At 73.7% G+C, this 23,890-nt stretch carries 24 protein-coding genes and 1 pseudogene; 13 read left to right on the forward strand and 12 right to left on the reverse strand.

Translation table 11 applies throughout. The annotated features are described in order from the left end of the window. The first annotated feature begins 107 nt into the window (after window positions 1-107). From RH861_RS11370 to RH861_RS11395, 6 genes are all read left to right on the forward strand, one after another. Window positions 108-365 carry a hypothetical protein gene (locus RH861_RS11370; protein WP_310521047.1) on the forward strand — a complete coding sequence of 86 codons (258 nt, stop codon included), beginning with the start codon at window positions 108-110 and terminating at the stop codon, window positions 363-365. A gap of 68 nt (window positions 366-433) precedes the next feature. Next, on the forward strand, window positions 434-718 hold the full coding sequence (locus tag RH861_RS11375) for a hypothetical protein (RefSeq protein ID WP_310521048.1): 285 nt from the start codon (window positions 434-436) through the stop codon (window positions 716-718). A 67-nt stretch (window positions 719-785) separates the two neighbouring features. After that, complete coding sequence (locus tag RH861_RS11380; protein ID WP_310521049.1) at window positions 786-1,193, forward strand: TOBE domain-containing protein; 408 nt, start codon at window positions 786-788, stop codon at window positions 1,191-1,193. 26 nt (window positions 1,194-1,219) lie between these two features. Beyond that, a complete protein-coding gene (modA, locus tag RH861_RS11385) occupies window positions 1,220-2,023 on the forward strand; it encodes a molybdate ABC transporter substrate-binding protein (protein ID WP_310521050.1) in 804 nt (267 codons plus the stop codon). 9 nt (window positions 2,024-2,032) lie between these two features. Then, entirely contained in the window at window positions 2,033-2,707 is a 675-nt protein-coding gene (gene modB, locus RH861_RS11390; RefSeq protein ID WP_310521051.1) for a molybdate ABC transporter permease subunit, read from the forward strand. Then, window positions 2,704-3,804, forward strand: coding sequence for an ABC transporter ATP-binding protein (locus RH861_RS11395; RefSeq protein ID WP_310521052.1), 1,101 nt, complete (start codon window positions 2,704-2,706; stop codon window positions 3,802-3,804). The genes modB and RH861_RS11395 overlap by 4 nt, the downstream gene beginning before the upstream one ends. A 10-nt stretch (window positions 3,805-3,814) precedes the next feature. Here the strand turns inward: RH861_RS11395 and RH861_RS11400 are convergent, their stop codons facing one another. Further along, window positions 3,815-4,771: a helix-turn-helix transcriptional regulator gene (locus tag RH861_RS11400; RefSeq protein ID WP_310521053.1), complete on the reverse strand. Its 957-nt coding sequence runs from the start codon at window positions 4,769-4,771 to the stop codon at window positions 3,815-3,817. Between the two features lie 234 nt (window positions 4,772-5,005). Here RH861_RS11400 and RH861_RS11405 point away from each other — a divergent pair, with 234 nt between their 5' ends. After that, window positions 5,006-5,998, forward strand: a complete 993-nt coding sequence (locus RH861_RS11405) for a LacI family DNA-binding transcriptional regulator (protein WP_310521054.1) — start codon at window positions 5,006-5,008, stop codon at window positions 5,996-5,998. 4 nt (window positions 5,999-6,002) lie between these two features. On the opposite strand, the gene RH861_RS11410 is transcribed toward RH861_RS11405, so the two are convergent. Then, window positions 6,003-7,046 (reverse strand): alcohol dehydrogenase catalytic domain-containing protein, encoded by a 1,044-nt coding sequence (locus tag RH861_RS11410; RefSeq protein ID WP_310521055.1) that lies wholly within the window; start codon window positions 7,044-7,046, stop codon window positions 6,003-6,005. A gap of 164 nt (window positions 7,047-7,210) precedes the next feature. Between RH861_RS11410 and RH861_RS11415 the strand changes: the two genes are divergently transcribed. Both RH861_RS11415 and RH861_RS11420 read left to right on the forward strand, forming a co-directional pair. Next, on the forward strand, window positions 7,211-8,191 hold the full coding sequence (locus RH861_RS11415) for a DMT family transporter (RefSeq protein WP_310521056.1): 981 nt from the start codon (window positions 7,211-7,213) through the stop codon (window positions 8,189-8,191). A gap of 9 nt (window positions 8,192-8,200) precedes the next feature. Further along, complete coding sequence (locus tag RH861_RS11420) at window positions 8,201-8,899, forward strand: alpha/beta fold hydrolase (protein WP_310521057.1); 699 nt, start codon at window positions 8,201-8,203, stop codon at window positions 8,897-8,899. Between the two features lie 18 nt (window positions 8,900-8,917). On the opposite strand, the gene RH861_RS11425 is transcribed toward RH861_RS11420, so the two are convergent. From RH861_RS11425 to pip, 3 genes and pseudogenes are all read right to left on the reverse strand, one after another. Next, on the reverse strand, window positions 8,918-9,679 hold the full coding sequence (locus tag RH861_RS11425) for an alpha/beta hydrolase (RefSeq protein ID WP_310521058.1): 762 nt from the start codon (window positions 9,677-9,679) through the stop codon (window positions 8,918-8,920). Next, window positions 9,679-10,554 carry a KPN_02809 family neutral zinc metallopeptidase gene (gene ypfJ, locus RH861_RS11430; RefSeq protein WP_310521059.1) on the reverse strand — a complete coding sequence of 292 codons (876 nt, stop codon included), beginning with the start codon at window positions 10,552-10,554 and terminating at the stop codon, window positions 9,679-9,681. Before ypfJ ends, RH861_RS11425 begins: the two co-directional genes overlap by 1 nt. Before the next feature lie 339 nt (window positions 10,555-10,893). Beyond that, window positions 10,894-11,847: pseudogene (gene pip, locus RH861_RS11435) on the reverse strand (prolyl aminopeptidase); the annotation flags it as partial. A 121-nt stretch (window positions 11,848-11,968) separates the two neighbouring features. Here pip and RH861_RS11440 point away from each other — a divergent pair. From RH861_RS11440 to RH861_RS11450, 3 genes are read left to right on the forward strand one after another with little or no spacing between them, the layout of a single operon-like run. Continuing rightward, window positions 11,969-12,463 (forward strand): DUF427 domain-containing protein, encoded by a 495-nt coding sequence (locus RH861_RS11440; protein ID WP_310521060.1) that lies wholly within the window; start codon window positions 11,969-11,971, stop codon window positions 12,461-12,463. A 46-nt stretch (window positions 12,464-12,509) separates the two neighbouring features. Beyond that, window positions 12,510-13,523, forward strand: a complete 1,014-nt coding sequence (locus RH861_RS11445) for a malate dehydrogenase (protein ID WP_310521061.1) — start codon at window positions 12,510-12,512, stop codon at window positions 13,521-13,523. A 45-nt stretch (window positions 13,524-13,568) separates the two neighbouring features. Then, complete coding sequence (locus RH861_RS11450) at window positions 13,569-13,766, forward strand: HPP family protein (protein WP_310521062.1); 198 nt, start codon at window positions 13,569-13,571, stop codon at window positions 13,764-13,766. A gap of 60 nt (window positions 13,767-13,826) precedes the next feature. Here RH861_RS11450 and RH861_RS11455 read toward each other — a convergent pair whose 3' ends face one another. The 3 genes from RH861_RS11455 to recQ form a co-directional block, all read right to left on the reverse strand. After that, window positions 13,827-15,947 carry an acyl-CoA dehydrogenase family protein gene (locus RH861_RS11455; RefSeq protein WP_310521063.1) on the reverse strand — a complete coding sequence of 707 codons (2,121 nt, stop codon included), beginning with the start codon at window positions 15,945-15,947 and terminating at the stop codon, window positions 13,827-13,829. A 180-nt stretch (window positions 15,948-16,127) separates the two neighbouring features. Continuing rightward, complete coding sequence (locus tag RH861_RS11460) at window positions 16,128-16,532, reverse strand: hypothetical protein (protein WP_310521064.1); 405 nt, start codon at window positions 16,530-16,532, stop codon at window positions 16,128-16,130. 81 nt (window positions 16,533-16,613) lie between these two features. Continuing rightward, the gene (gene recQ, locus RH861_RS11465) at window positions 16,614-18,638 is read right to left on the reverse strand and encodes a DNA helicase RecQ (RefSeq protein WP_310521065.1); all 2,025 of its coding nucleotides are present in this window, start codon (window positions 18,636-18,638) and stop codon (window positions 16,614-16,616) included. A gap of 156 nt (window positions 18,639-18,794) precedes the next feature. Between recQ and RH861_RS11470 the strand changes: the two genes are divergently transcribed. Beyond that, a complete protein-coding gene (locus tag RH861_RS11470) occupies window positions 18,795-19,496 on the forward strand; it encodes an SDR family NAD(P)-dependent oxidoreductase (RefSeq protein WP_310521066.1) in 702 nt (233 codons plus the stop codon). 26 nt (window positions 19,497-19,522) lie between these two features. Here RH861_RS11470 and RH861_RS11475 read toward each other — a convergent pair whose 3' ends face one another. The 4 genes from RH861_RS11475 to RH861_RS11490 form a co-directional block, all read right to left on the reverse strand. Beyond that, window positions 19,523-20,200 carry a copper resistance CopC family protein gene (locus RH861_RS11475; RefSeq protein ID WP_310521067.1) on the reverse strand — a complete coding sequence of 226 codons (678 nt, stop codon included), beginning with the start codon at window positions 20,198-20,200 and terminating at the stop codon, window positions 19,523-19,525. Window position 20,201: 1 nt separating this feature from the next. Next, entirely contained in the window at window positions 20,202-20,930 is a 729-nt protein-coding gene (locus RH861_RS11480) for a YcnI family protein (protein ID WP_310521068.1), read from the reverse strand. Window positions 20,931-21,024: 94 nt separating this feature from the next. Then, window positions 21,025-21,648: a hypothetical protein gene (locus RH861_RS11485; RefSeq protein WP_248598714.1), complete on the reverse strand. Its 624-nt coding sequence runs from the start codon at window positions 21,646-21,648 to the stop codon at window positions 21,025-21,027. A 94-nt stretch (window positions 21,649-21,742) separates the two neighbouring features. Next, the gene (locus tag RH861_RS11490) at window positions 21,743-23,782 is read right to left on the reverse strand and encodes a bifunctional metallophosphatase/5'-nucleotidase (protein ID WP_310521069.1); all 2,040 of its coding nucleotides are present in this window, start codon (window positions 23,780-23,782) and stop codon (window positions 21,743-21,745) included. Between the last annotated feature and the right edge of the window lie 108 nt (window positions 23,783-23,890).

The raw sequence follows: 23,890 nt of genomic DNA on the forward strand, positions 1-23,890 counted from the left end.
GCGCGACGACGGCTCCCGGATGCAGGTCGGCGGGTCGAAGTCAAGGGTCTGCCGTACGGAGAAGCCGACCGCGACCGTGGTGGCATCGATCACGCGGAGGGAGCATCATGTCGCAGCAGGAGCGGGTGCGGACGACTCCCGCACCGGTAGGGCTGGTGCCGCTCGACGAGCGCAACTGGCGGGTGGTCGATCCGGCCTATGCGGACGGCGACCGCCGTCAGATCGTCGGCTACCTCGCCGACCTGGGCGACGGGTACGAGATGCTGTGGATGCGTCCCGGACCGGGAGTCCGGTCCACCTTCGCCACGCTGGACGCTGCGCTCGAGGCCGCGTTGGATCGGCTGCGCGCGGACCGGGACGGGTGACCGGAACCCGCCGTCGCGGGGAGCGCAAGGGGGTCGCCGCATCTTCCCCGCCCCGGTACGAACGAGGCATGGAGTCCGACGTGAACCACCCCCCGCCCGGCAAGCGGATCCACCTGATCCGCTGGGCCCCATCCGATGCGGGGTGGGTGAGCGAGGTCCGGGCCGGCCGGTACCTGGGCCCGGATGACGCCGACTGGCTGCTCGACGTCGACGGCGAGCACCAGCGACTGCCGCGCACGGAATGGCAACGGTTCGTGCCGAAGCACGACCAGCCCGCGCCAACCGGCCGGGAGGCCGACGTGCTGACGATCCGAGCCACCGCCCGCCCCATCATGGAGCCGCCGACCGAGTGATCGCCGAGTCGCATCTGCGGCACGATATCGACGCACCCGCCGCGGATGCGGCGTAGACTGCGCTGTCATGCAGCGAATCCGGATCCCCGACGTCGCCCGCCTCATCGGGGTGAGCGACGACACCGTGCGGCGCTGGGTCGACCAGGGCCGCCTGCCCGCCGACCGCGGCCCGGGCGGTCGCCTCCTGGTCGACGGCGCCGATGTGGCACGGTTCGTGGTCGCTCGACGTCGGGCCACGGATGACGGTCCTGCGGTGAGCTCGGCGCGGAACCGCCTCGAGGGCATCGTCACCGAGGTGCAGCGCGACGGCCTCGTGGCCGTGGTGGAGATCCAGGCAGGCCCCTTCCGGGTGGTGTCCATGATGACGCGCGAAGCCGCCGATGACCTGGGCCTCGAGCCCGGAGTCCCGGCGACGGCGGTCGTGAAGGCGACGAACGTGGTCGTCGAGCGCTCGCCGGTCGGCGAGGCGCAGTGACCAGGCGTGCCGCAGGGGCTCGGGCGATGGCGGCCGCCCTCGCCGTCGGTCTGGCGCTGGCCGGGTGCGCCGGCGGCCCCGCGTCGGACGGCGCCGGCGACGGTGCGACGACGGCACAGGTCCGCATCGCCGCGGCCGCCGACCTCAAGTTCGCGCTCGAGGAGGTAGTGGTGCTGCTCCAGGAGCGGCATCCCGAGGTCCGGATCACGACGACGTACGGCTCCTCAGGCACGTTCCTGTCGCAGATCTCCAACGGTGCGCCGTTCGACGTGTTCCTCTCGGCCGACCTCGCCTACCCGCGGCAGCTCGTCGAGGAGGGGCTCGCCGACGAGGAGGACGTGTTCCCGTACGCGGTCGGGCGCCTGGTGCTCTGGGCCGGCGACGGGGGCGGCCTCGATCCGGCCGACGGGCTGCCCGCCCTCGCCTCGGACGAGGTCCGGCGCGTGGCGATCGCGAACCCGGCCCACGCGCCATACGGTGTCGCCGCCGTCGAGGCGCTCCGGAGCGCCGGCGTCCTCGACGAGGTCGAGGGCAAGCTCGTCTACGGCGAGAACGTCGCGCAGGCGGCGGAGTTCGTGCAGTCCGGGAACGCCGATGCGGGAATCGTCGCGCTCTCGCTCGTCCGATCCGATCCGCTCCGCGGGATCGGCGCCTGGGCGGAGGTCCCCCTCGACGCGTATCCGCGACTCGACCAGGGCGGCGTCGTCCTCCGATCGGCCCGCGACCCCGGGGCCGCCGCGCTCGTCCGCGACGCGATCCTGAGCCCCGACGGTGCGGACGTCCTCGCCCGGTACGGGTTCTCGCTGCCCGGAGCAACGGACGAGGGCTGAGGGGTCCGCATGGACTGGGAGGCCATCGGGGTCAGCATCCGGCTCGCCCTCGCGACCACGGCGATCCTGCTCGTCATCGCCGTTCCGCTGGCCGCCTGGCTGGCCTTCACCCGGCGCCGCTGGGCGGTCGTCGTCGAGGCGATCGTGGCGCTCCCGCTCGTCCTGCCGCCGACCGTGCTCGGCTACTACGTGCTCGTCGCGCTCGGCACGGGGTCGCCGTTCGGGCGGTGGTGGCAGGAGACGACCGGGACCACGCTGGCGTTCTCGTTCACCGGCCTGCTCGTGGCATCCGTGCTCTACAGCATGCCCTTCGCCGTGCAGCCGCTGCTCGCCGCCTTCGCGGGGGTCGACCGCCGCCTGCTCGAGGCGTCGGCGGTGCTCGGCAGGCGACGGCTGCACGCCCTGTTCCGCGTCGTCCTGCCGCTGTCGCGCGCGGGCCTCGCGAGCGCAGCCGTCCTCACGTTCGCGCACACCGTGGGTGAGTTCGGCGTCGTGCTCATGGTGGGCGGCAGCATCCCGGGCGAGACCCGCACCGTGTCGGTCGCGGTGTACGACGCGGTGCAGGCGTTCGACTACGAGACCGCGGGCCGCACGAGCCTGGTGCTCCTGGCGTTCTCGCTCGTCGTGCTCACGGCCACGTACGCGATCCAGCGCCACGGCGCCGGGCTGCTGGTGCGGCGATGACGGCCGGCGAGCGGATGCCACGGGCCGGCGCGCTGCACGTCGACCTGCGCCTCCGCGACGTGCGCGCCGCGTTCGAGGTCGCACTCGGCGAGCCGGACGTGACGGTGCTCTTCGGCCCGTCGGGTGCCGGCAAGACGACCGTCATCCGGGCGATCGCGGGCCTGGACCGGATCGAGGGCGGCGAGATCCGCGCCGACGACGTCGTGTGGGACGACGGCGGCCGCCGGGTCGTGCCCGCCCGGCTGCGGCGCGTGGGCGTGCTGTTCCAGGACCGCGCGCTCTTCCCGCACCTCGACGTGGCGGCCAACGTCGCCTACGGACTGCAGCGGATGCCGCGCGCCGAGCGCGACCGTCGCATCGCCGAGGTGCTCGCCGCGTGCGCGGTGCCGGGCTTCGGGCGACGGTCGGTGCGCGAGCTCTCCGGCGGCGAGGCGCAGCGCGTCGCGCTCGCCCGCGCGCTCGCCCCGAATCCCCGCCTGCTGCTGCTGGACGAGCCGTTCACCGGCCTCGACCAGCCGACCCGGGTGCGACTCCGCACGGAACTGCGCGAGCTCGTCGGCACGACCGGTGTTCCGGCCGTCGTGGTCACCCACGACCGCGACGAGGCCATCGCGCTCGGCGACCGGCTGGTGGTGCTCATCGACGGCCGGGTTCGCCAGGTCGACTCCCCCGCCGTCGTGTTCGACCGGCCCGCCGACACGCGCGTCGCCGCCGCCGTGGGCATGGACACGATCGCGCCGGCTCGGCTCGGCGGGCCCGCCGGCACGGTGGACGTGGGCGGAATCCGGCTCGTCGCGGAGGTCGACGCCACGGATCTGCCCCGCGAGGTCGCGGTCTGCCTCCGCGCGGCCGACCTCGGCATCGCCGCACCGGGGTCGCGGCGTCCGGACGACGCGACGAACGTCGTGCCCGCGCGAGTGCGGGCGGTGGAGGAGTCCGCCGAGCTCCTGCGGGTTCGGCTCGACGCGGGGTTCCACCTCGACTGCCTGCTCACCCGGCACGACGCGCGGCGGCTCCCGCTCCTGCCCGGGGCCGCGGTGGACGCGGTGATCCCGTCCGCCGCCGTGCACCTCGCGCGGATCGCGGAACCGGCGTGACGGCCCGTCCTCAGGCGACGCGACGGCGACGGCCCCGGGTCTCCGACGGCAGCTCGCCGAATGCCCGCACGTACGCCTCGGCGAACCGGGGCAGGTGCACGAACCCCCAGCGACGGGCGATGACGGCGATGGTGTCGACCGGCGGCGCGAACCGGAGTTCGTCGCGGACGCCCTCGAGCCGCAGCCCGCGCAGGTGCTCGGACGGCGAACGGCCCGTCTCGTGCACGAAGGCCGCGTGCAGCCCCCGGGGCGAGATGTGCACGGCCTCGACCACGTGCTGCACCGTGATCGGCTCGCCCGCGTGCGCGTGCAGGTACTCGAGCGCGGCGCGCACGATGGCGGATCGGGGGCCGACGGATCGGCGACGGCCGAGAGGGTCGACCCACGCCAGCGGGAACGCATTGAGGTAGGTGACCGCGAGTCGATGGAAGACGGCCTCCATCACGAGGGGCTCGCCGAACGCCTCCGGGGCGAGCGACATGGCGCGTGTGACCCGTGCCACCTCGCGGTCCCAGTACCGGCCGAGGGCCGGCGTGCGGGCGGCGAGCTCGTCGGGCTCCAGTCGGATGTCGTCATGGTCGGCGGCTGCCCGGGCGACGGCCTCGACACGCGCGCGGTCCAGGACGACGGCCCTCGCGGCGAAGCGCTCCCAGTGCGCGGTGATCCCCTCGCTGGCGTTGATGTACGGGCGTGACACGTCCACCGCCTTCGCCCCGTGCCGGAGTTCGATGCCCTGCCCCGTGGGAGACACGACGAGGACCTGGTCGGCACCGGCTTCGACCGCGGCCGCCGCCTCGAAGGCGTAGTCGACGATCTGGATCCCCGGCGTCGCGTGGGACCGCAGCCGCACGCGGAACGCATCCGGGTCCACGCGCCCGAACTGCAGGCGGGGTACGAGGGGGGCGAAGGCCTCGCGCGCCGCCTCGGGGTCGGCGGTCACGAACGAGGACCGGTCGAGTCCGGGCAAGGCGGTTCCTATCATCGGCGCATCGTCCGCGCCGGGTCTGCACAGCATACGACCCGGAGGCTGAGTATCCGCCATCGGCACGGATCCCCCAGTTCACGTGCCAACCGGCGCGACCGGGCGTACAGTGATGTTGCGGCCGGGTCCGCGCCGGGCTCGGGGGAACACCGGCGCCGGCCCGCCGCACACTCCGCCTTCCGCCTGCGATTAGGGTGCAGACGAGGGAATGGAGGGCCGGTGGCGAAGGTGACCAGCGCCGACGTTGCGCGCGCGAGCGGAGTCTCACGCACGACGGTGAGCTACGTGCTGAACGCCACCCAGGGCGTCTCGGTGTCGGATGCCACGCGGCGACGGGTCCTCGATGCGGCCTCGCGCCTCGGGTACGCGCCGTCGGCGGCGGCGCGCACGCTCCGACGCGGCCGCAGCGACCTGGTGCTGTGCGTGCTGCCGGACTGGCCGGTCGGTCCCGCGGTCGAGGCGATGATCGACCGGCTGGCCGACGAGCTCGCCGGGCGCGGCATGTCGGTGCTGGTGCACCACGTGCGCGGCGAGCGCCCGCTCACCGACCTGCTGCGCGCGGTGACGCCGCACACGGTCGTCGGCCTCGCCCCGTTCGATCCCGACGACGTCCGGGCCATGCGACAGGCGGGCATCGGCGTCGTGAGCACCTTCGACGACGTGGCATCCGGCCCCGGGGCGACGACGGATGCCGCAGCCGACGACCCGCAACGGCGCATCGGCCTCGCGCAGGCCGAGCGGCTCGCCGGGCGCGGCTGCCGCCGGATCGGCTACGCCACGACGCCCGACCCCCGGGTCGCCGCGTTCGCCGGCGGACGGCTCGCGGGCGTCCGGGAGGCGTGCGCCGCACTCGGGCTCGAGCCGCCGCTCGTCGTCGAGGTCGACCTGTCGGAGCGTTCGGGCGCGGAGGCGGTGCGGGCGTGGCGGTCCGCCGGCGTCGACGGCGTCGCCGCCTACAACGACGAGGTGGCGCTCGCGGTGCTCGCGGGCACGCGCGCCGAGGGGGTCGCGGTGCCCGACGGCCTCGCCGTGGTCGGCGTGGACGACATCCCCGTCGCCGCCCTCGCGTCGCCGCCGCTCACCACCGTGTGGCAGTCCCTCGACCTGCAGGCGGCGTACCTCGCGGCGTGCGTGACCGCGGCCCTCGACGGCCGGCCGCAGCCCGTGCGGCCCCGCCAGGAGGTCGAGCTGGTGCCGCGCGCGTCGGCGTAGCCCGCTAGAGCTCGACGACGGTCATGCCGGAGCCCGATCCGCCCGCGCGGCCCATCGCCGCGAGCGCGTCGGGCACCTCGTCGAGCGCGATCGTGCGCCCGACGAGCTCGATCGGGCGGAACGCCTCCGATGCGACGGCGCCGAGCATGTCGGGGTACTCGTGCGCGGCCATCCCGTGGCTGCCGAGGATCTCGAGCTCGCCGGCGATGACGGCGTCCATCGGCATGGCCGCGGCGGCGTCGTCGGCCAGCAGCAGCCCGATCTGCACGTGCCGCCCGCGCTTGCGCAGGCTGCGCACCGAGGCGAAGGACGTCTGCGGGCTGCCGAACGCGTCGACCGACAGGTCCACGCCCCCGCCGCTGGCCTCGCGGACGCGCTCGGCGGCGCCCTCACCACCCCGGACCGGGATCGCGCCGAGCGTCGCGGCGGCGTCGAGCGCCGCGTCGGACACGTCGACGCCGTAGACGCGCACGCCGGCGGCGACCGCGATCATGATCGCGGAGAGGCCGACGCCGCCGCATCCGTGCACCGCGACCTGCTCGCCTGGGTGCAGCCGGCCGCGCGCGATGATCGCGCGGTAGGCGGTGGCGAACCGGCAGCCGAGCGACGCGGCCTCGACGAAGCCGAGCGAGTCGGGCAGGCGGATGAGGTTGAGCTCGGCCTCGTCGACCACGACGTACTCGGCGAACGAGCCCCAGTGCGTGAACCCGGGCTGGCGCTGGTCGTCGCAGACCTGCTCGTTGCCCGAACGGCACTCGTCGCAGCGGCCGCACGCGCAGATGAAGGGCGCCGTGACGCGGTCGCCGACGCGCCATCCGCTCGCCTCGTCGATCTCGGCGCCCAGCTCGGCGATCTCGCCGGCGAACTCGTGGCCGGGCACGTGGGGCAGCGCGATGGTGTCGTCGTGGCCCATCCAGCCGTGCCAGTCGCTGCGGCACAGGCCCGTCGCGCGCACGCGCACGACGGCGCCGCGGGGCGGGCACGCGGGCGGGTCGACGTCGACGAGTTCGGGCTCCTCGCCGAAGCCGCGGTACATGACGGCGCGCACAGGTCCTCCTCGGGGTGGTGGGCCGGCCGCCGCCCTCGGGCACCGTGCGCCGGGTCGCGCGCCCCCTCGGCGATGACGTGACGGATGCCGCGGCGAGGCGGCCTCCGGAATCCTATCGCCGTCACGCGCGGAAACACGTCGACGCATTGTGGAACAATGCCCCCATGCGCTCCGTCCTCCTGGTGCTCGCCGCCGCCGTCTGCTTCGGCACGACGGGCACCGCGCAGGCGCTCGGCCCCGACGCCGACCCGCTCTCGCTCGGGGCGGCACGCATCTTCATCGGCGGAGGCGCGCTCGCCGCGATCGCCCTCGCCGTGCACGTCGCCGGACGCCGGGACGACGCGACCGGGACATCCGTCGCCCCGACGTCCGGCGGCAGCGGAGCCGGCGACCTCGGCCCCCGCTCCCGCACCCGCTTCGGCCCCTGGGCCGCCGTCGTGCTGGGCGCGCTCGGCGTGCTCGCCTACCAGCCGGCGTTCTTCGCCGGCACCGCCGCGAACGGCGTCGCCGTGGGAACGGTCGTCGCGCTCGGCTCGGCCCCCGTCCTCACGGGCGTGCTCGACTGGGTGCTGCGCCGGCGCTTCCCGGGTCGCGCATGGATCGTCGCGACCGCGCTCGCCACCGCCGGCGTCGCGATCCTCGCTGCGGCGACCGGCACCGGCCCCTCGGCCGTGGACCCGCTCGGCGTCGCGGCATCCGTCGGCGCCGGCGCCTCGTACGCCGTGTACACGCTCGCGGGCAAGCACCTGCTCGACCGGGGCTGGACCGCCTCGGCGAGCATGGGCGCGATGTTCGGCGTCGCCGCCGCGGTCAGCCTGCCCGTCCTGCTCGCCACGGATGCCGCGTGGATCACCACACCCGAGGGGCTCGCGATGGCCCTCTGGCTGGGGCTCGTGACGACGACCGGGGCGTACCTGCTGTTCGGCGCGGGGCTGCGCCGCCTCACGCCCGCGACGGTGTCGACGCTCACCCTCGCCGAACCGCTGACGGCGACGCTGCTCGGCGTGCTGCTGCTCCAGGAGCAACTGCCGGGCACCGCGATCACGGGCCTGTTCGTGCTCGCGTCGGGCATCGTGCTGCTCGCGGTCGCGAGCGGTCGACGGATGCCGCGGCGGCAGCCCATCGATGTCGGAGGTCGCGCCTAGCCTCGGAGGATGGACGTCATCCTCATCCCCGGATTCTGGCTCGACGCGAGTTCGTGGAACGAGGTGACACCCGAGCTCGAGGCCGCCGGCCACCGAGTGCATGCTGTGACCCTCCCCGGCCTGGAGTCCGCCGACGCGCCGCGAGCGGGGATCGGGCTGGAGGACCACATCGCGGCGGTGGTCGAACTGCTGGACGGCCTCGACGGCCCTGTCGCGATCCTCGGCCACTCCGGTGGCGGCGCGGTCGCCCAGGGCGTCGTCGACCGTCGACCCGATCGGGTCGCCCGCCTCGTGTTCGTCGATGCCGCGCCCATCGCCGACGGCGACTGCGTCAACGACGAGCTGCCCGTCGTGGGCGACGAGGTCCCGCTTCCCGACTGGTCGGTGTTCGAGGCGGCCGACCTCGTCGATCTCGACGACGCGCTGCGCGACCGGTTCCGCTCGCGCGCCCTGCCGCATCCGGCCGCCGCCGCGAGCGATCCGCTCCGGCTGCACGACGAGCGTCGTCACGACGTCCCGACGACGGTGGTGTGCTGCGAGTTCCCGAGCTCCCAGGTGCACGAGTGGATCGCGGCGGGCGTACCGTTCGTCCGCGAGCTGGCCGCCCACCGCGACGTCGCCTACGTCGACCTGCCCACGGGCCACTGGCCGCAGTTCACGCGCCCCGCCGAGCTGGGGCGGGTGCTCGCCGACGCGCTCGCGTCCTGACCGCTCGAGGGCGGGTGGTCAGCGCGCCGGCTCGAGCTCTTCGATGAAGGCGGCCACGGCGTCGGAGATCTCGGCCCGCGCCGTCTGGCGGTCGATCGTGGCCGTGCCGTCACCGGGTTGGGCGCCGTAATCGCCGAACGCGGCGTGGTTCGCCCCCTCGATGGTGACGGTCACCGTGTCATCCGGCAGGTTGCCCGCTCGGGACGCCACCTCGTCCGGGGTGCTCAGTCCGTCGTTCTCGGCCACGATCGAGAGCACCTCGAGGTCCGATCCGGACAGGTCGTCGACGCAGTAACTGCCGAAGAGGATGAGGCCCTCGACCGCCGGGTCGGCGTCGTCGCGAGTGCCGTCGGCCGCGAGCTGGCAGGCTCGCACTCCACCCAGCGAGTGGCCGCCGACGAACCACCGCTCGACCTCCGGTGCGTCGGCCGTGAACTCCGAGAGCGGCCGCGTGTCGAAGAACGCGAGGTTCAGCGTGGGTTCCGTGATGACCACCGTCATGCCCGTCGCTTCGACGATCCCGGCCATCTTGTAGAGGTAGGCGGAGGGCTGCACCTTCGCGCCGGGGATGAACACCAGGCCCGCGTCGATCCCGCCGGTCGTCGGCTCGATCACGATCGACCGGTCGGTGCCCGTGATCTCGACGCCGTTCGAGCGCCACGCGTCGAGGGAGGCCTCACGGTCGCCCTCGAAGACCAGGCCGGCGTACACGAGGAAGCCGACCACGACGAGGACCACGACACCGGCGACCGCGAGGAGCACGGCACCGACGCGGCGCATCAGAGCCGGTCTCCGCTCACCTCGAACGTGTTGCAGGCGCCCACGCCCTGCTCGAACCCGGTCGCGAACCAGCGCACGCGCTGCTCGCTCGTGCCGTGCGAGAACGTGTGCGGGTCGACCTGGCCCTGCGTGGCCTCCTGGATGCGGTCGTCGCCGACCGCGGCCGCGGCGCCGATGGCCTGCTCGTACTCATCCGGCGAGATCGGCTGCAGGAACGGCTGGCCCTCCGGGTCCTCCGTGCTCGACGCGGCCGCAGCCCACGCGCCCGCGAAGCAGTCCGCCTGCAGCTCGACGCGCACCGCGTTGGAGGCCGGCCCCGTCTGCCCGTCGCGCGTGGAGTCGAGCACGCCCGCGATGTTCTGGATGTGGTGCCCCCACTCGTGGGCCACGACGTACATCTCGGCGAGCGGACCGCCCTCGGCGCCGAATCGCGACTCGAGCTGGTCGTAGAAGCTCGTGTCGATGTAGATGGTCTGGTCGGGCGGGCAGTAGAAGGGCCCGGTGGCCGAGGACGCGTTCCCGCACCCGGTCGCCACCGCCTGCTCGAACAGGATGAAGTCCTGCGGGGGCGTGTACTCCAGCCCGATCGTCGGAGCGGCGTCCTGCCAGTACTCCTCGAGCGAGGCCGAGGCGCCCTTCATGCGGCAGTCGATCCGCTCGTTCGCGTCGGCGCCGGTCTCGCACTGCTCGAGCGCGGCATCGGACGGCGCCGGCCCCTGCCCGCCGCCGACGAGCCCCGACAGGTCGACCCCGAGGAACTGCGCGACGAGGAACAGCGCGATGGCTCCGAGTCCGCCGCCGACGGCGATGCCGGTGTTCCGTCCGCGCCGGGAGGCCCTGCCCCCGCTGATGTCGGAGTTCGGATTGAACGTCATGCGATGACGTTACTCCGCGCCGCTGCGGGCGGCATCCGCCTTCCGTCGACCCTCGGCATCCGCTATGACGGCGTCGTCGTCCTCGGACGAGTCCTCGTCGTCCTCGATCTGGTCGTCCTCGCGCTGGTCGTCGTCACCATCGACCTCGTCGTCGTCGTCATCATCGTCGTCGTCGTCGTCGTCATCGTCGTCGTCGTCGTCGTCCTCGTCGTCGACGTCGTCCCGATCCGCCTGATCGAGGTCGACCCGCTCCTCGACTTCGAGGTCGTCGTCCTCGTCATCGTCGCCGGCCGTCCCGAGGCCGGCGTCGTCGTCGATCGCTCCGAACGCCCCGCCCGCCTCGGCGAAGCGATCGGTCGCGCCGATCAGCGCGGCGAGGATCCCCGGCTCGTCGAACGCGTGGCCGGCGTCGTCGATGAGGTGCAGTTCCGCCTCGGGCCAGGCCCGGTGGAGGTCCCACGCCGTCATCATGGGCGTGCACATGTCGTAGCGGCCCTGCACGATCACGGCGGGGATGTGCCGGATGCGCCCCACGTCGCGGATGAGCTGGCCGTCCTCCCACCACCCGCCGTGGCGGAAGTAGTGGTTCTCGATGCGGGCGAACGCGGTCGCGTACTCGGGCGACGTGAAGCGCGCGATCGTCTCGGCCTGCGGCAGCAGCGTGATGGTCGACGACTCCCAGCGCGACCACGCGATCGCCGCGGGCTGGTGCACCGCCGGGTCCGGGTGCGACAGCAGCCGCCCGTACGCCTCGATGAGGTGCGCGCGCTCGCCGAGCGGCACGGGCGCGAGGAAGTCCTCCCAGAGGTCCGGGAACACCGCCGAGGCGCCGCCCTCGTAGAACCAGTCGAGCTCCTGGCGTCGCAGCGTGAAGATGCCGCGCAGCACGAGTTCGGTCACGCGCTCGGGGTGGGTCTCGGCGTAGGCGAGGGCGAGGGCGCTGCCCCAGGATCCGCCGAACACCTGCCAGCGGTCGATGCCGAGGTGGGCGCGGAGCCGCTCCATGTCGGCGATGAGGTGCCAGGTCGTGTTCGCCGACAGGTCGGCGCCGGGCTCGGAGGCGTGCGGGATCGAGAATCCGCAGCCGCGCTGGTCGAACAGCACGATGCGGTACTTCGCCGGGTCGAACAGGCGCCGGTGGGTGGGCGTCGTGCCGCCGCCCGGTCCGCCGTGGAGGAAGACGACCGGCTTGCCCTCGCGATTGCCCGACACCTCCCAGTAGATGTGCTGGCCGTCGCCAACGTCGAGCATGCCCGTCTCGAGCGGCTCGATCTCCGGATACAGGTCCCTCATGCTTCCCCCCTGCCGGTCACGCTATCGATCGGCGGATGCCGCATCCGGGCGGCGCGCCGCGCCCCGCGTCGCGCCGGCCCGACTTGGCACCCTTTCAGTATCGCCGCCTACCGTGTGGCGCATGAGACCGGTTCCCGAGCCCCCCGGCCCCGGACAGGAGTCCGTCTGGGACTATCCGCGTCCGCCTCGCGTGGAGCCCGTCGACGTGCGCGTCGGGATCAACCTCGGCGGCGAGCGCATCGTCGACACGCGCGATGTCGTCCGCGTCCTCGAGACGAGCCACCCGCCGGTGTACTACCTGCCCGTCGCGGCGTTCGCCGAGGGCGCGCTGCGGCCCGCGTCGGGCTCCTCGTTCTGCGAGTTCAAGGGCGCAGCCCGGTACTTCAGCGTCCACGGCGGCGGCCGGACGGCCGAGCGGGCCGCGTGGACGTACCCGTCGCCCTCGCCGGGGTTCGAGGTGCTCCGCGACCGGGTCGCGGTGTACGCCGGACCGATGGACGCGTGCACCGTCGACGGCGAGCGCGTCACACCCCAGCCCGGTTCGTTCTACGGGGGCTGGGTGACGTCGAACCTCGCCGGTCCGTTCAAGGGCGTGCCCGGCAGCATGGGCTGGTGAGGGGCGAGCGGATGCCGCGCCCCGGCGCCCGGCGTAGGCTCGGCGCATGGGTCGCACTCCGGTCACGGTCACGATCACGGGCGCCGGCGGGCAGATCGGCTACGCGCTGCTGTTCCGCATCGCGTCGGGCGGGATGCTCGGCGACGACACCCCGGTGCGCCTCCGCCTGCTCGAGATCCCGCAGGGGCTCCGCGCGGCCGAGGGCGCGGCCCTCGAGCTGCAGGACTCGGCGTTCCCGCTCCTCGCGCACGTCGACGTGACCGATGATCCCGCGGTCGCGTTCGACGGTGCGAACGTCGCGCTGCTCGTGGGTGCGCGGCCCCGCACCGCCGGCATGGAACGCGGCGATCTCCTGCAGGCCAACGGCGGCATCTTCGGGCCGCAGGGTCGCGCGATCAACGACCACGCCGCCGACGACGTGCGCGTCGCCGTGGTCGGCAACCCGGCGAACACGAACGCGCTCATCGCGGCGTCGAACGCCCCCGACGTGCCGAGGGAGCGCTTCACCGCCCTCACGCGCCTCGACCACAACCGTGCGCTCGGCCAGTTGTCGGCGGCGCTCGGCACCCCGGTCGGCGGCATCCGCGGGGTGACCATCTGGGGCAACCACTCGGCGACGCAGTTCCCGGATGTCGCGCACGCGACCGCCGGCGGCGACCCCGTGCCCACGGTCCTGGCGGCTCGGATGGGCGGCACGGAGGCCGCGCACGACTGGCTCGTGGACCAGTTCATCCCGCGCGTGGCGCGGCGCGGTGCCGAGATCATCGAGGTCCGCGGCTCGTCGTCGGTGGCGTCGGCCGCGTCGGCGACGATCGATCACGTGCGCGACTGGGTGCTCGGCACGGGCGACCGCGGCTGGACGAGCGCCGCGCTGTGGTCGCACGGCGAGTACGGCGTGGCCGAGGGCGTGATCTCCTCGTTCCCGGTGACGTCGCAGGACGGGACGTGGAGCGTGGTCGAGGGACTCGCCGTCGACGCGTTCGCGCGCGAGCGCATCGACGCGTCGGTCGCCGAACTCGTCGACGAGCGCGAGGCGGTCCGCTCGCTCGGGCTGATCTGATCCGACGGCGAACGGATGGCGCCGCCCGACGCCTACGCTGGTCGCATGGCCGCGCGCGAACCGATGTCCCCAGCCCGTCGACGGCAGCTCATCGTCGGCCTCGTCGTCGGCCTGCTCGTCGGGCTCGGCATCAGCCTGTGGACGGGGTTCTGGCTCTGGCTCGCCACCGGGATCGCCGTCGGCCTCGCGGCGGGCGCGATCATGAAGCCGCCCGGCGAGGACGACGCGCCGCCGCGCCGATGACGCCGGGAGCGACGACGGGCCGGACGCGTCCGCGTCCGGCCCGTCTGCGGCATCCGCTCGCTACTTCTTGACCGCCTTCTCGGGCATGGGCAGCGTGCCCGCCTCGCGCTGGGCCGCGTAGTACGCTCGCGCCTCGTCCTGGCGCTCCTGCTCGGCGCCCGACGCGATCGCGGCGCGGAGGTGCGCCTGCTCGTAGCCGAACGCGTCGACGAGGTCGAGCGCGTACGGGCGCAGGCGCTCGATGAGCCGGTCGATGTACGCGGTGACGGCCTGCGCGCGCTGCGACGAGAGCCGACCGTGGATCAGGTACCACGCGAGGTGCTTCTCGACGAGTCCGAGGCCGAACAGGTCGCGCAGCCACGTGAGGACCTGGCGGGTGCCCTCGTCCTCGGTGCGGTGCAGGCCGCGCGTGAACGCCTCCCACTGCAGCAGCTCGGCGTGGGCGCGGGCGGCCTCGATGAGCTCGTTCTGGTTGCGGTTGAACACCGCGGCCGCCTCGGCCTTCGACAGCTTGCGGGCGTCGCGGAGGCGACCGGCGATCTCGGCGATCATCGCCTCGACGCGGTCGGTGAGGAGCTCGCGCTGCGTCTCCTCGTCGCGCAGGTCGACGACCGACCGTGCCGTCGAGCCGAAGTCGGCGACGGTCTGGGCCAGGCGCCGCAGGCCCACGCCGTGCATGGCGCGGTCGGCCGCCTGGGCGGCGACGTACCGGGCCATGACGCCGGCGCCCGCCTTGCGGAACTGCGCCGAGTAGTCGGTCAGCAGGCGCTTGGCGACGAGCTGCAGCAGCACGTTGTTGTCGCCCTCGAACGTGACGTAGATGTCCAGGTCCTGCCGCAGCCCGACGAGGCGGTTCTCGGCGAGGAAGCCGGCGCCGCCGCACGCCTCGCGCGCCTCCTGCAGCGTCTCGAGCGCGTGCCACGTCGACAGCGGCTTGAGCGCCGCGGCCATGGTCTCGAGGTCCTGTCGGTCGTCGTCGGTGTCGGCTGCGCCCGAGAACACCGCGTCGAACTTCACGAGGAACTCGTCGTGCGCGAAGAACTGCGCGTACGTCGTGGCGAGCTTGGGCAGGAGCCGGCGCTGGTGGCGCTGGTAGTCGAGCAGCACCTCCTCGTCGGTGTCGCTGCCGGCGTTGAACTGGCGACGCTGGGTGCCGTAGGTGATCGCGATGTCGAGGGCCATGGCGGATGCCGCGGTGGCGGCGCCGTCGAGCGAGACCCGACCCTGCACGAGCGTGCCGAGCATCGTGAAGAACCGGCGGCCCGGGCTCGCGATCGGGCTGGAGTAGGTGCCGTCGGGGGCGACGTCGCCGTAGCGGTTCAGCAGGTTCTCGCGCGGGACGCGGACGTTCGTGAAGTGGAGGCGGCCGTTGTCGATGCCGTTGAGGCCGCCCTTCAGCCCGTCGTCCTCGCCGCCGATGCCGGGCAGGAACTCGCCCTGCTCGTCGCGCAGCGGCACGTAGAACGCGTGGACCCCGTGGTTCACGCCCTTGGTGACGAGCTGCGCGAAGACGACGGCGGCGATGCCGTGCAGCGCCGCGTTGCCGAGGTAGTCCTTCCACGCGCCGCGGAACGGCGTGTGGAGGACGAACTCCTCGGTGTCGGGGTCGTAGGTGGCGGTGGTGCCGATGGAGGCCACGTCGGAGCCGTGCCCGGTCTCGGTCATGGCGAAGGCGCCCGGCACGTCGAGCGACATGATGCCGGGGAGGTACTTCTCGTGGTGCGGCCGCGTGCCGAGGTGCAGCACGGCGGCCCCGAACAGGCCCCACTGCACGCCCGACTTGATCTGCAGGCTCGGGTCGGCGAGCACGAGCTCCTCGAAGGCGGCGATGTTGCCGCCGTGGTCGTCAGCGCCGCCGAGCTCCTTCGGAAACGCCTTCGCGATGGCGCCGGAGTCGACAAGGAGCTTCAGCTGACCCAGGACGCGTTCGCGGTGCTCGGCCATCGGCTGGCCCTCGATGCGCTGGTACTCGGGCCGGGCGGCGCGCGCCCGGGCCTCGAGCCGGATGTCGGCCCAGGTGCCGAGCAGCTGCCGGCCGAGCGCGGCGACGTCGACGACCGGTGCCGACTGGCCGTCGATCGGGGTGTGCGCGGGAGCGGCCTCGGCCGCGCGCTCCGGGGTGGCCGGGCGCTCGACCTTGGGCGCGGGGGTGGTGTCGGATCGTGATGCCGTGTCGACCATCGTCGGTACGTCCTTCGTCGGGGAAACGGGGCTTCCCTTCCACGGTATGGCGCGCGTTCCGGGCGCCGAAAAAGTGCGTCAGGGCCCTACAAACCGGGCGGGCCGCCCTCGGATCGCCCCTGTGGAACCATACAAGCAGAGCGGGTCCGCGCCTTGGGAGATCGACAACGCCGCTGGGCGTCAGTCACGGAAGAACGCGCTGGCCTTCGGCGTCCAGAGCAGGATCAGGACCACCGCGGAGACCGCCAGTCCGAGCCACTCCCCGACCGGGATGCCGAGGTAGGCGACGGCCATGAACAGCGACCCGATGAGCGAGAGCACCTGCAGCACGGTGACGATCATCCGCGCGACGCTGCTGCCGCGCAGGAGTCCGCCCGCGAGCCCCGCCGTGATCAGGCCGACGATGATGGACCCGATGGCCGCCGCGATGAGGCCGCCGGACCCGCCGAAGCCCGCGACGACCTCCTCGTTCGGCAGCAGGAAGAACAGGATGACTCCGGAGACGAGGTCGATGAGTCCGGCGATGAAGGCGAGGACGCCGATGATGGTGATCGTGACCGGTCGATTGCCCTGGATCGTCGACATGGCGTCCCCCTTCGCCCGACGGTGCGTCCGTCTGGGAGGACGCTAGCAACTCCCCCGCGCGGCGACGGGCCGAAGGTCCCGTCAGCGCACGTGCTCGGCGACGACGCGGACGAGCGCCTCGCCGTAGGCCTCGCGCTTCTTCGCCCCGATCCCCGGGATGCCGTCGAGCTCGGCGAGGGCCGCCGGGCGCGAGACCGCGACGGCGCGCAGGGTCGCGTCGCCGAACACGATGTACGCGGGCACGCCCTGCTCGCGCGCCTCTCCGGCGCGCCACGCGCGGAGCGCCTCGAACAGCTCGGCCGCCGCCGGCTCGAGGTCGGCCGCCGCCGGGGTCGCCGCGCGCGCCGACCGCGAGGCGCGGACCGGGCGCTCGGGTTCGGTGCGGAACGCGACCGAGCGGTCGCCCGCGAGCACCGCCGCCGAGGCATCCGTCAGCGTCAGCACGCCGTACTCGCCCACCGACTGCAGCAGCCCCTGGGCGAGCAGTTGGCGGATGACGCCCCGCCACCGCTGCTCGGAGAGGTCGTCGCCGATCCCCCACGTCGCGAGCCGGTCGTGCCCGTACTGCTCGACGCGCGGCGTGCGCTTGCCGCGGAGGATGTCGACCAGGTGCCCGGCACCGAAGCGCTGGTCGCGCTCGCGCTGGAGCCGCACGATCGTCGACATGAGCTTCTGGGACGCCACGGTGCCGTCCCACGACTCCGGCGGTTCGAGGCACGTGTCGCAGTTGCCGCACCGGCCGCTGGACTCGCCGAAGTAGGCGAGCAGGTTCTGCCGCCGGCACTGCACGGTCTCGCAGAGCGCGAGCATCGCGTCGAGGTGCGCGGCGAGCCGGCGCCGGTGGGCGAGGTCGCCGGGGCTCTCGTCGATCATGCGGCGCTGCTGCACCACGTCCTGCAGGCCGTACGCCAGCCACGCGGTGGCGGGGAGGCCGTCGCGTCCCGCGCGACCCGTCTCCTGGTAGTAGCCCTCGACCGACTTCGGCAGGTCGACGTGCGCGACGAACCGCACGTCGGGCTTGTCGATGCCCATCCCGAAGGCGATGGTGGCCACGACGACCACGCCGTCCTCGCGGAGGAAGCGCTCCTGCGTGCGCCGGCGCAGCCCCGCGTCGAGGCCCGCGTGGTACGGCATCGCGTCGATGCCGTTCGCCGCGAGGAAGGACGCGAACTTCTCGGTGCTCGCGCGCGAGAGCGCGTAGACGATGCCCGGCACCGGCCGGCCGTCGGCGTCGCGTCCCTCGGTGCGCACGAAGTCGAGCAGCTGGCGCCGCACGTCGATCTTCGGCGCGATGCGGTACTGGATGTTCGGCCGGTCGAAGCTCGAGACGAAGTGACGCGCCCGGCCCAGCGAGAGCCGGTCGGTGATCTCGCGATGCGTGGCCTCGGTCGCCGTGGCGGTCAGCGCGATGCGCGGCACGTCGGGCCAGCGCTCGGCGAGCTCGGCGAGCGCGAGGTAGTCGGGACGGAAGTCGTGGCCCCACTGCGCGACGCAGTGCGCCTCGTCGATCGCGAAGAGCGCGATGGCGCCCCGTTCGAGGAACCGCTTGGTCTGCTCGGACCCGAGCCGCTCGGGTGCGACGTAGAGCAGGTCGAGCTCGCCGGCGAGGTACGCCCGCTCGACCTGCGCGCGCTCGGCGGGCGACTGCGACGAGTTCAGGTAGCCGGCACGGACCCCGTTGCGCACGAGCGCGTCGACCTGGTCGTGCATCAGCGCGATGAGCGGCGAGACGACCACGCCCGTGCCCTCGCGCAGCAGTGCGGGGATCTGGTAGCAGAGGCTCTTGCCGCCGCCCGTGGGCATGAGCACCACCGCGTCGCCACCGGCCGCGACGTGCTCGATGATCGCGGCCTGCTCGCCGCGGAACCCGTCGTAGCCGTAGACGGTGCGCAGCGCCTCGAGCGCCGAGTCGAATCGAGCGGGCGCCGCGGCCGGTGCCGTCGCGGCCGACGCAGCCGCGGCCGACGCGCCCGCGCCCGGCGGACCGGGCTCGACCGGGGGCGGCGGAGCCCACTCGTCGTCGGGCGGGACCAGCTCATCGGGATCCCAAGGCGGGTCCTCCCACGAGGGGGCGAACTCCGCAGCGGGCTCGTCGTTCCAGGTCACTCGTCGACCCTACCCGCCGCCTCGGACGCCCGTGCGGGCATCCGCGGGGCCGGGGCGGGCCGCGTGACGGGCCGGATGTGGAGGAACGGTGGGGAGCCGGTGCGAGAGTGCTGGGAACGCCCGCGGTGCGGCATCCGCTCGACCTACGCTCGCTGCATGACCCGGATCGACGGCAGCCGCGCACTCGTCATCGGCGCGACCGGCGTGCTCGGCACGCTGATCGCGGAACGGCTCTCGGAGGGCGGCGCCTCGCTCGCGCTCAGCGGACGGGACGCCGCCCGGCTCGACGAACGAGCCGGGCAGGGCACCGGCATCGCGGTCGACCTCACCGACGAGACCGCGCCGGAGACCATCGTGGGCCGGGCCACCGAGGCGCTCGGCGGGCTCGACGTGATCGTGCTCGCGGCCGGGGTCGTCGGGTTCGACTCCGTCGCCGAGACGGCGGAGCAGGACCTCGAGACGCTCTTCACGGTCAACGCGCTCGCGCCCATGCGCATCGTCTCGGCGGCGCTCCCCGCCCTCCGCGAGTCCGCCGAGGCCGGACGCGAACCGGTCGTGCTCGCCCTCACCGGCATCGTCGCCGAACTGCCGACCGCCGGCCTCGGGAGCTACTCGGCGTCGAAGGCGGCGCTCGCGGCGTACCTCACCGCCGCGGGCCGCGAACTCCGCCGCAGCGGCATCCGCCTGCTCGATGCCCGACCAGGCCACACCGAGACCGGCCTGGCCGGCCGGCCGCTGTTCGGCACCGCGCCGAAGTTCCCCGCGGGCCACGACCCCGCGGCCGTCGCCGACCGGCTCGTGCGCGCGATCGCCGAGGGCGAGACCGCGCTGCCGCCGGGCGCGTTCACCGGGACCTGATCCCGCCGAACGCGCCCGGCGACCGATCAGCGGTCGTCCGACGCGTGGTCCGCGCGCGGTCCCGCATCGGCGTCCGCGGCGGGCGCGTCGGCGGGATCCGCCGGCGCGGGGCGTCGACGGGTGAGCAGGAACGCCGCGACGCCCGCCCCGAGGACGGCGACGACCGCCGCCGCGATCCACACGACGTCGCCGCCGACGGATGCCGCGGCATCCGTCGACTCGTCGCCCGCATCGGCGCCGGCGCCGGGCTCCGCGGTGGCGGCCGCACCGCAGACCGGCTCGGCCGTGCCCTCGGCGACGGCGGCGCCGTCGGCCGGTTGCCACGTGAAGGTGTGGTCGCCCGTGATCGGGTGGCCGTCGGCGGAGACCACGCGGTACGCGACCGTGTACTCGCCCGCCGGGCCGAGCTCGGCGGCGACGCTCGCGATCGGCCCGTCGACGACCGGGCAGTCGGTGGCGTAGTGGCGCCCGTCGGGGCCAACGACATCCATGGCCGTCGCGCCGTCGAGGTCGAGCAGCACGTCGTTCGTCTCGATCCAGACCTCGCCGGGCTGGTCGGCGACGGTGGACTCCGCCGCCGGCCCCTCGTCGATCACGGTGTTGTGCGCGAACGCTGGCGCGGCGGGGCCCGCCACCGCCAGGAGGGCCAGCGCGAGGGCGGACGCCGCTCCGGCGACCGCGCGTCGGACGGTGGCGGGGGCCACGTCAGGCCTTCCGGCCGCGTCGGGCGGCGAGCGCGATCACGACGCCGACGACGCCGACCGCGAGGCCCGCGATGCCGACCACCCGGGCGAGCACGTCGACCGAGGCGTCCGAGGCGGCGGTGGACGTCGCCGACGCGGTCTCGGCCGAGTCGTCGTGGCCGTCGTCGCCGTGGCCGTGGCCGTCCGACGCGGCCTCGCCGACCACGATCGCCGGAGCGGGGTGCTCCGGCTCCGCGCCGTCGGCACCGGGCGACTCGTTCCAGTTCGTCTCGCCCTCGACGCACGACTGGAGGACCGGGAACTCGAGCCGCTCGCCGGCGACCTCCTCGGGCAGGAACACCTGCACCTCGAACGAGTCGCGGTAGCCGTCGGGGATCGGCGTCGCGGCGGTGTAGACGACCTGGGCGACGCGCTCGGTCACCTGGGTGCCGTGCGCACCCTCGGCGGGCTCGTCGAGCTGCTCAATGACCTTCTCGATGGTCCAGCCCTCCTTGAGGTTGGGAGTCACCGAGAGGATCTGCTCGGGGATGTCGACGGTGAAGGACGTGGTGGGCGATTCGTCGCAGCCGTGGCCCGAGGCGAACTCGAGCACGGTGTACGAGGCGGCGGCCGCCTCGCCGGGTGTCACGACGACGTGCGCGTGCGCCGCGACGGGCGCGGCGAGCGCGAGCAGGGCGCCCGCGCCGAGGGCGCTCGCAGCGAGGGTGGCGGAACGGGTGATGGGTCGCATGGGTCTTCTCTCGTGTGGGTGCGAGCGCACGGCCGGTGGACGGCTGGGTGTCGCGTGCGCCCGCGTACTGCGGGGTGTCGGGGTCGTGCGCCGCTCAGGCGGCGAGCCACGACGCCGGCGGACCGCGATGCCGCAACGACGAGAGGAGGACGAGCGCGAGCGCGGGCGGCCCCTGCCTGCGCGCCGCGGGGACCACGTGGCGCACGCTGGTCGCGACGGGCGCGCCGGCGAGCACCGAGACGAGCAGGCGGATGCCGCGCACGGCGGTGCCGAACGCGACGGAGACCGCGCGGGCCGCGCGGCCGAGCAGGGCGAGTGCGACGACGGTCGCCGCAGCGGCGGCGACGTGTGCGAGCGGCATGCCGAGCGCGTGCCCGTGGTCGACGACGACCGCGAGACCGCCCGCGTCGATCCGGAGCGGGACGCCCGACCCGTGCGCGTGGGCGACGACGGATGCCGCACCGCGGGCCGGCGTGCCGATCGAGTACAGCAGGTGCAGGGCGGCCTGGGCCACGAGGGCCGCGACCGCGGCGCGCGGCAGCGACATCCGCTCGCCCGCGATCACCATCGCGAGGGGCGCCGAGAACGCCATCGCCAGCGCCAGCGCGAGGACGCCCGGTGGCGTGCCCCCGCCGATCGTGTGCGCGAGGGACGCGACGAGCGTCGCGAACGCGGCGATCGCCGCTCCGCGGATCGCGCGCGCACCCCGGGGACTCACCCCATCAGCCTAACCGCCGCGCCGGGCCGACCGGACCGCCGCGGGCAGCGCGAAGGGCCGGGCACCACGTGCCCGGCCCTCCGTCGTCAGGGGGTCAGCTGATCGGCAGGACGAAGGAGCTCGTCGTGCCGGTCGGCGTCGTGATCGTGAACCGCGTCTGCGACGTCGCGCCCGCCGGGACCGGGAAGGTCACCGTGGCGCGGCCGATCTCGTCGAAGGCCGACGGGGTCGGGAACGCCGAGTCCACCGCGACGGTCACCGGCTCCATGCCCTCGGCCGAGACCGTGACGGTCCCCGCCTTCGGGTCGGCGGCGGTGCTGAAGTCGAGCGACGACAGCTTGACGGTCGCGACGCCACCGCTGAGGCCGACCACGTCGACGCCGACGGCGCGCTGGGCGTAGTCCGGAGCGGCGTTGCCGAAGGTGCGGAAGTAGTCGACCATCGCCTCGAGGTCGACCTTGCCGCTGTCGGCCGAGTTCTTGCCCTGGCGGAACGTGACGAAGTTGTCGCCGCCGGAGGCGAGGAACGAGTTCGCTCCCACCTTGTAGGTGCGCGCCGGGTCGAGCGGCTCGCCGCCGAGGGTGATCTCGGTGATGCGGGAACCGGCGGCCGCCGTCGGGTCGTACGTGTACGACAGCGCCTCGTTCACGCCGAGCTTCAGGAACGGCCGCGACGCACCGGCGGGCTGCCACTGCTCCTCGAGGATCTGCTTGACCTGGGCACCGGTGAGGTCGAGCGTGACCAGCGTGTTGGCGAACGACTGCACGTTCGCGGCCTCGCGGTAGGTGGTGCTGCCCGCGTCGATGTTGGCGCGGATACCGCCCGGGTTCATGAGGGTGATCTCGACCTGCGAGCCGGCCGGACGGTTCTGGTTCAGCGCCCAGAGCTGCACGTCCGCGACGAAGTTGCCGATCGTCGACTCGCCGCCGCGGTTCTCGACGAGCGCGGGCTGGCCGTTGACGATGCCGGGCTGCTGCGCGCGATTGAACGCCGCGTCGGCGATGCCGATCTCGACGCTGCCGAGCACGTCGGCCACCTTGGTGGCCTCGGTCACGATCGGGACGACCTCCGGGTCGGGCTGGGCGTACCACTGGGTGACGTTGCCGTTGGCGTCGGTCGCGAGCGCCATCGTGTAGATGGTGTTCTGCATCTTGGTGATCTTCTTGCCCTTGCGGTCGAAGGTGATCTCCATGTTGCTGAAGCGCTCGCCGTACTGGCCGCTCGAGATCACCGGACGACCGTCGATGACGTGGTTGTACGGCAGGTGGGTGTGACCCGAGACGATCGCGTCGATGTTGTCGTTCGCGTTCAGGACGATGTCGCCGAAGGGCGTGTTCGGGTCGGTCGCCGACTCGACGCTCGTGGTCGCCGCGCCCTCGTGGACGAGGAAGACCACGATATCGGCCTCGCCATTGGCGTCGTCGCCGTCGCTCAGCTGGTCCGCCACCCGGTTGGCCGCCTCGACCGGGTCGCCGACGGTGATGTCCTCGATGCCGGAGGGGCTGACGAGTGAGGGGAGCTCGTCGGTGACGGCGCCGACGAAGCCGATTCGGACCTTGTCGAAGGTCTCCACCCAGTACTCGGGCAGGGCGGGCTCGCCCGTCTCCTTGTCGTAGACGTTCGCGCCGAGGTACTCCCAGAGCGCGAGCGGCATGACCCGGTCGGTGAGGTCGGCGAAGCCCTGGTCGAACTCGTGGTTGCCGACCGCGCTCACGTCGAGGCCCGCGGCGTTGAGGGCCTCGATCGTGGGCTTGTCCTGCTGGATGAACGACGTGAAGGTCGAGGCGCCGATCATGTCGCCGGCCGCCGCGAAGACGGTGTTCGGGTTCTGCGCGCGGATCTCCTTGACCGCGGACGACAGGCGGGCGATTCCGGCGGCGGTGCCGGACTGCTCGATGCGTCCGTGGAAGTCGTTGACCGTGACGAGGTTGATGTCCACGACCGTCTTCGCGGCCACCACCGGCGGCTTCGGCGGCTTGGGCTTGTCGGTGGGCGGCGCCGCCTGGGCGCTCGCGGCGCCGCCGAAGGCCAGCCCGAAGGCGGTGAGGGCGGCGACGACTCCGGCCGCCCGCCTGCCTGAACGTGTGCGTGCTGCGGCGCTGCGGGGGTCCGCGCCGGGGGAACGTAGCTGCATTCCGTTGTCTCCTCTGCGAGTGGCGCCAAGGGTGCGTCGGCTGCGGTCCCCGGCGATGCGCGTCCCCCGTGCAGGGCACGGAGGACGTTGGCAGCATATGTTCGGCCC

The sequence above is a fragment of the Agromyces indicus genome, assembly GCF_031432295.1.
Taxonomy (GTDB): Bacteria; Actinomycetota; Actinomycetes; order Actinomycetales; family Microbacteriaceae; genus Agromyces; species Agromyces indicus.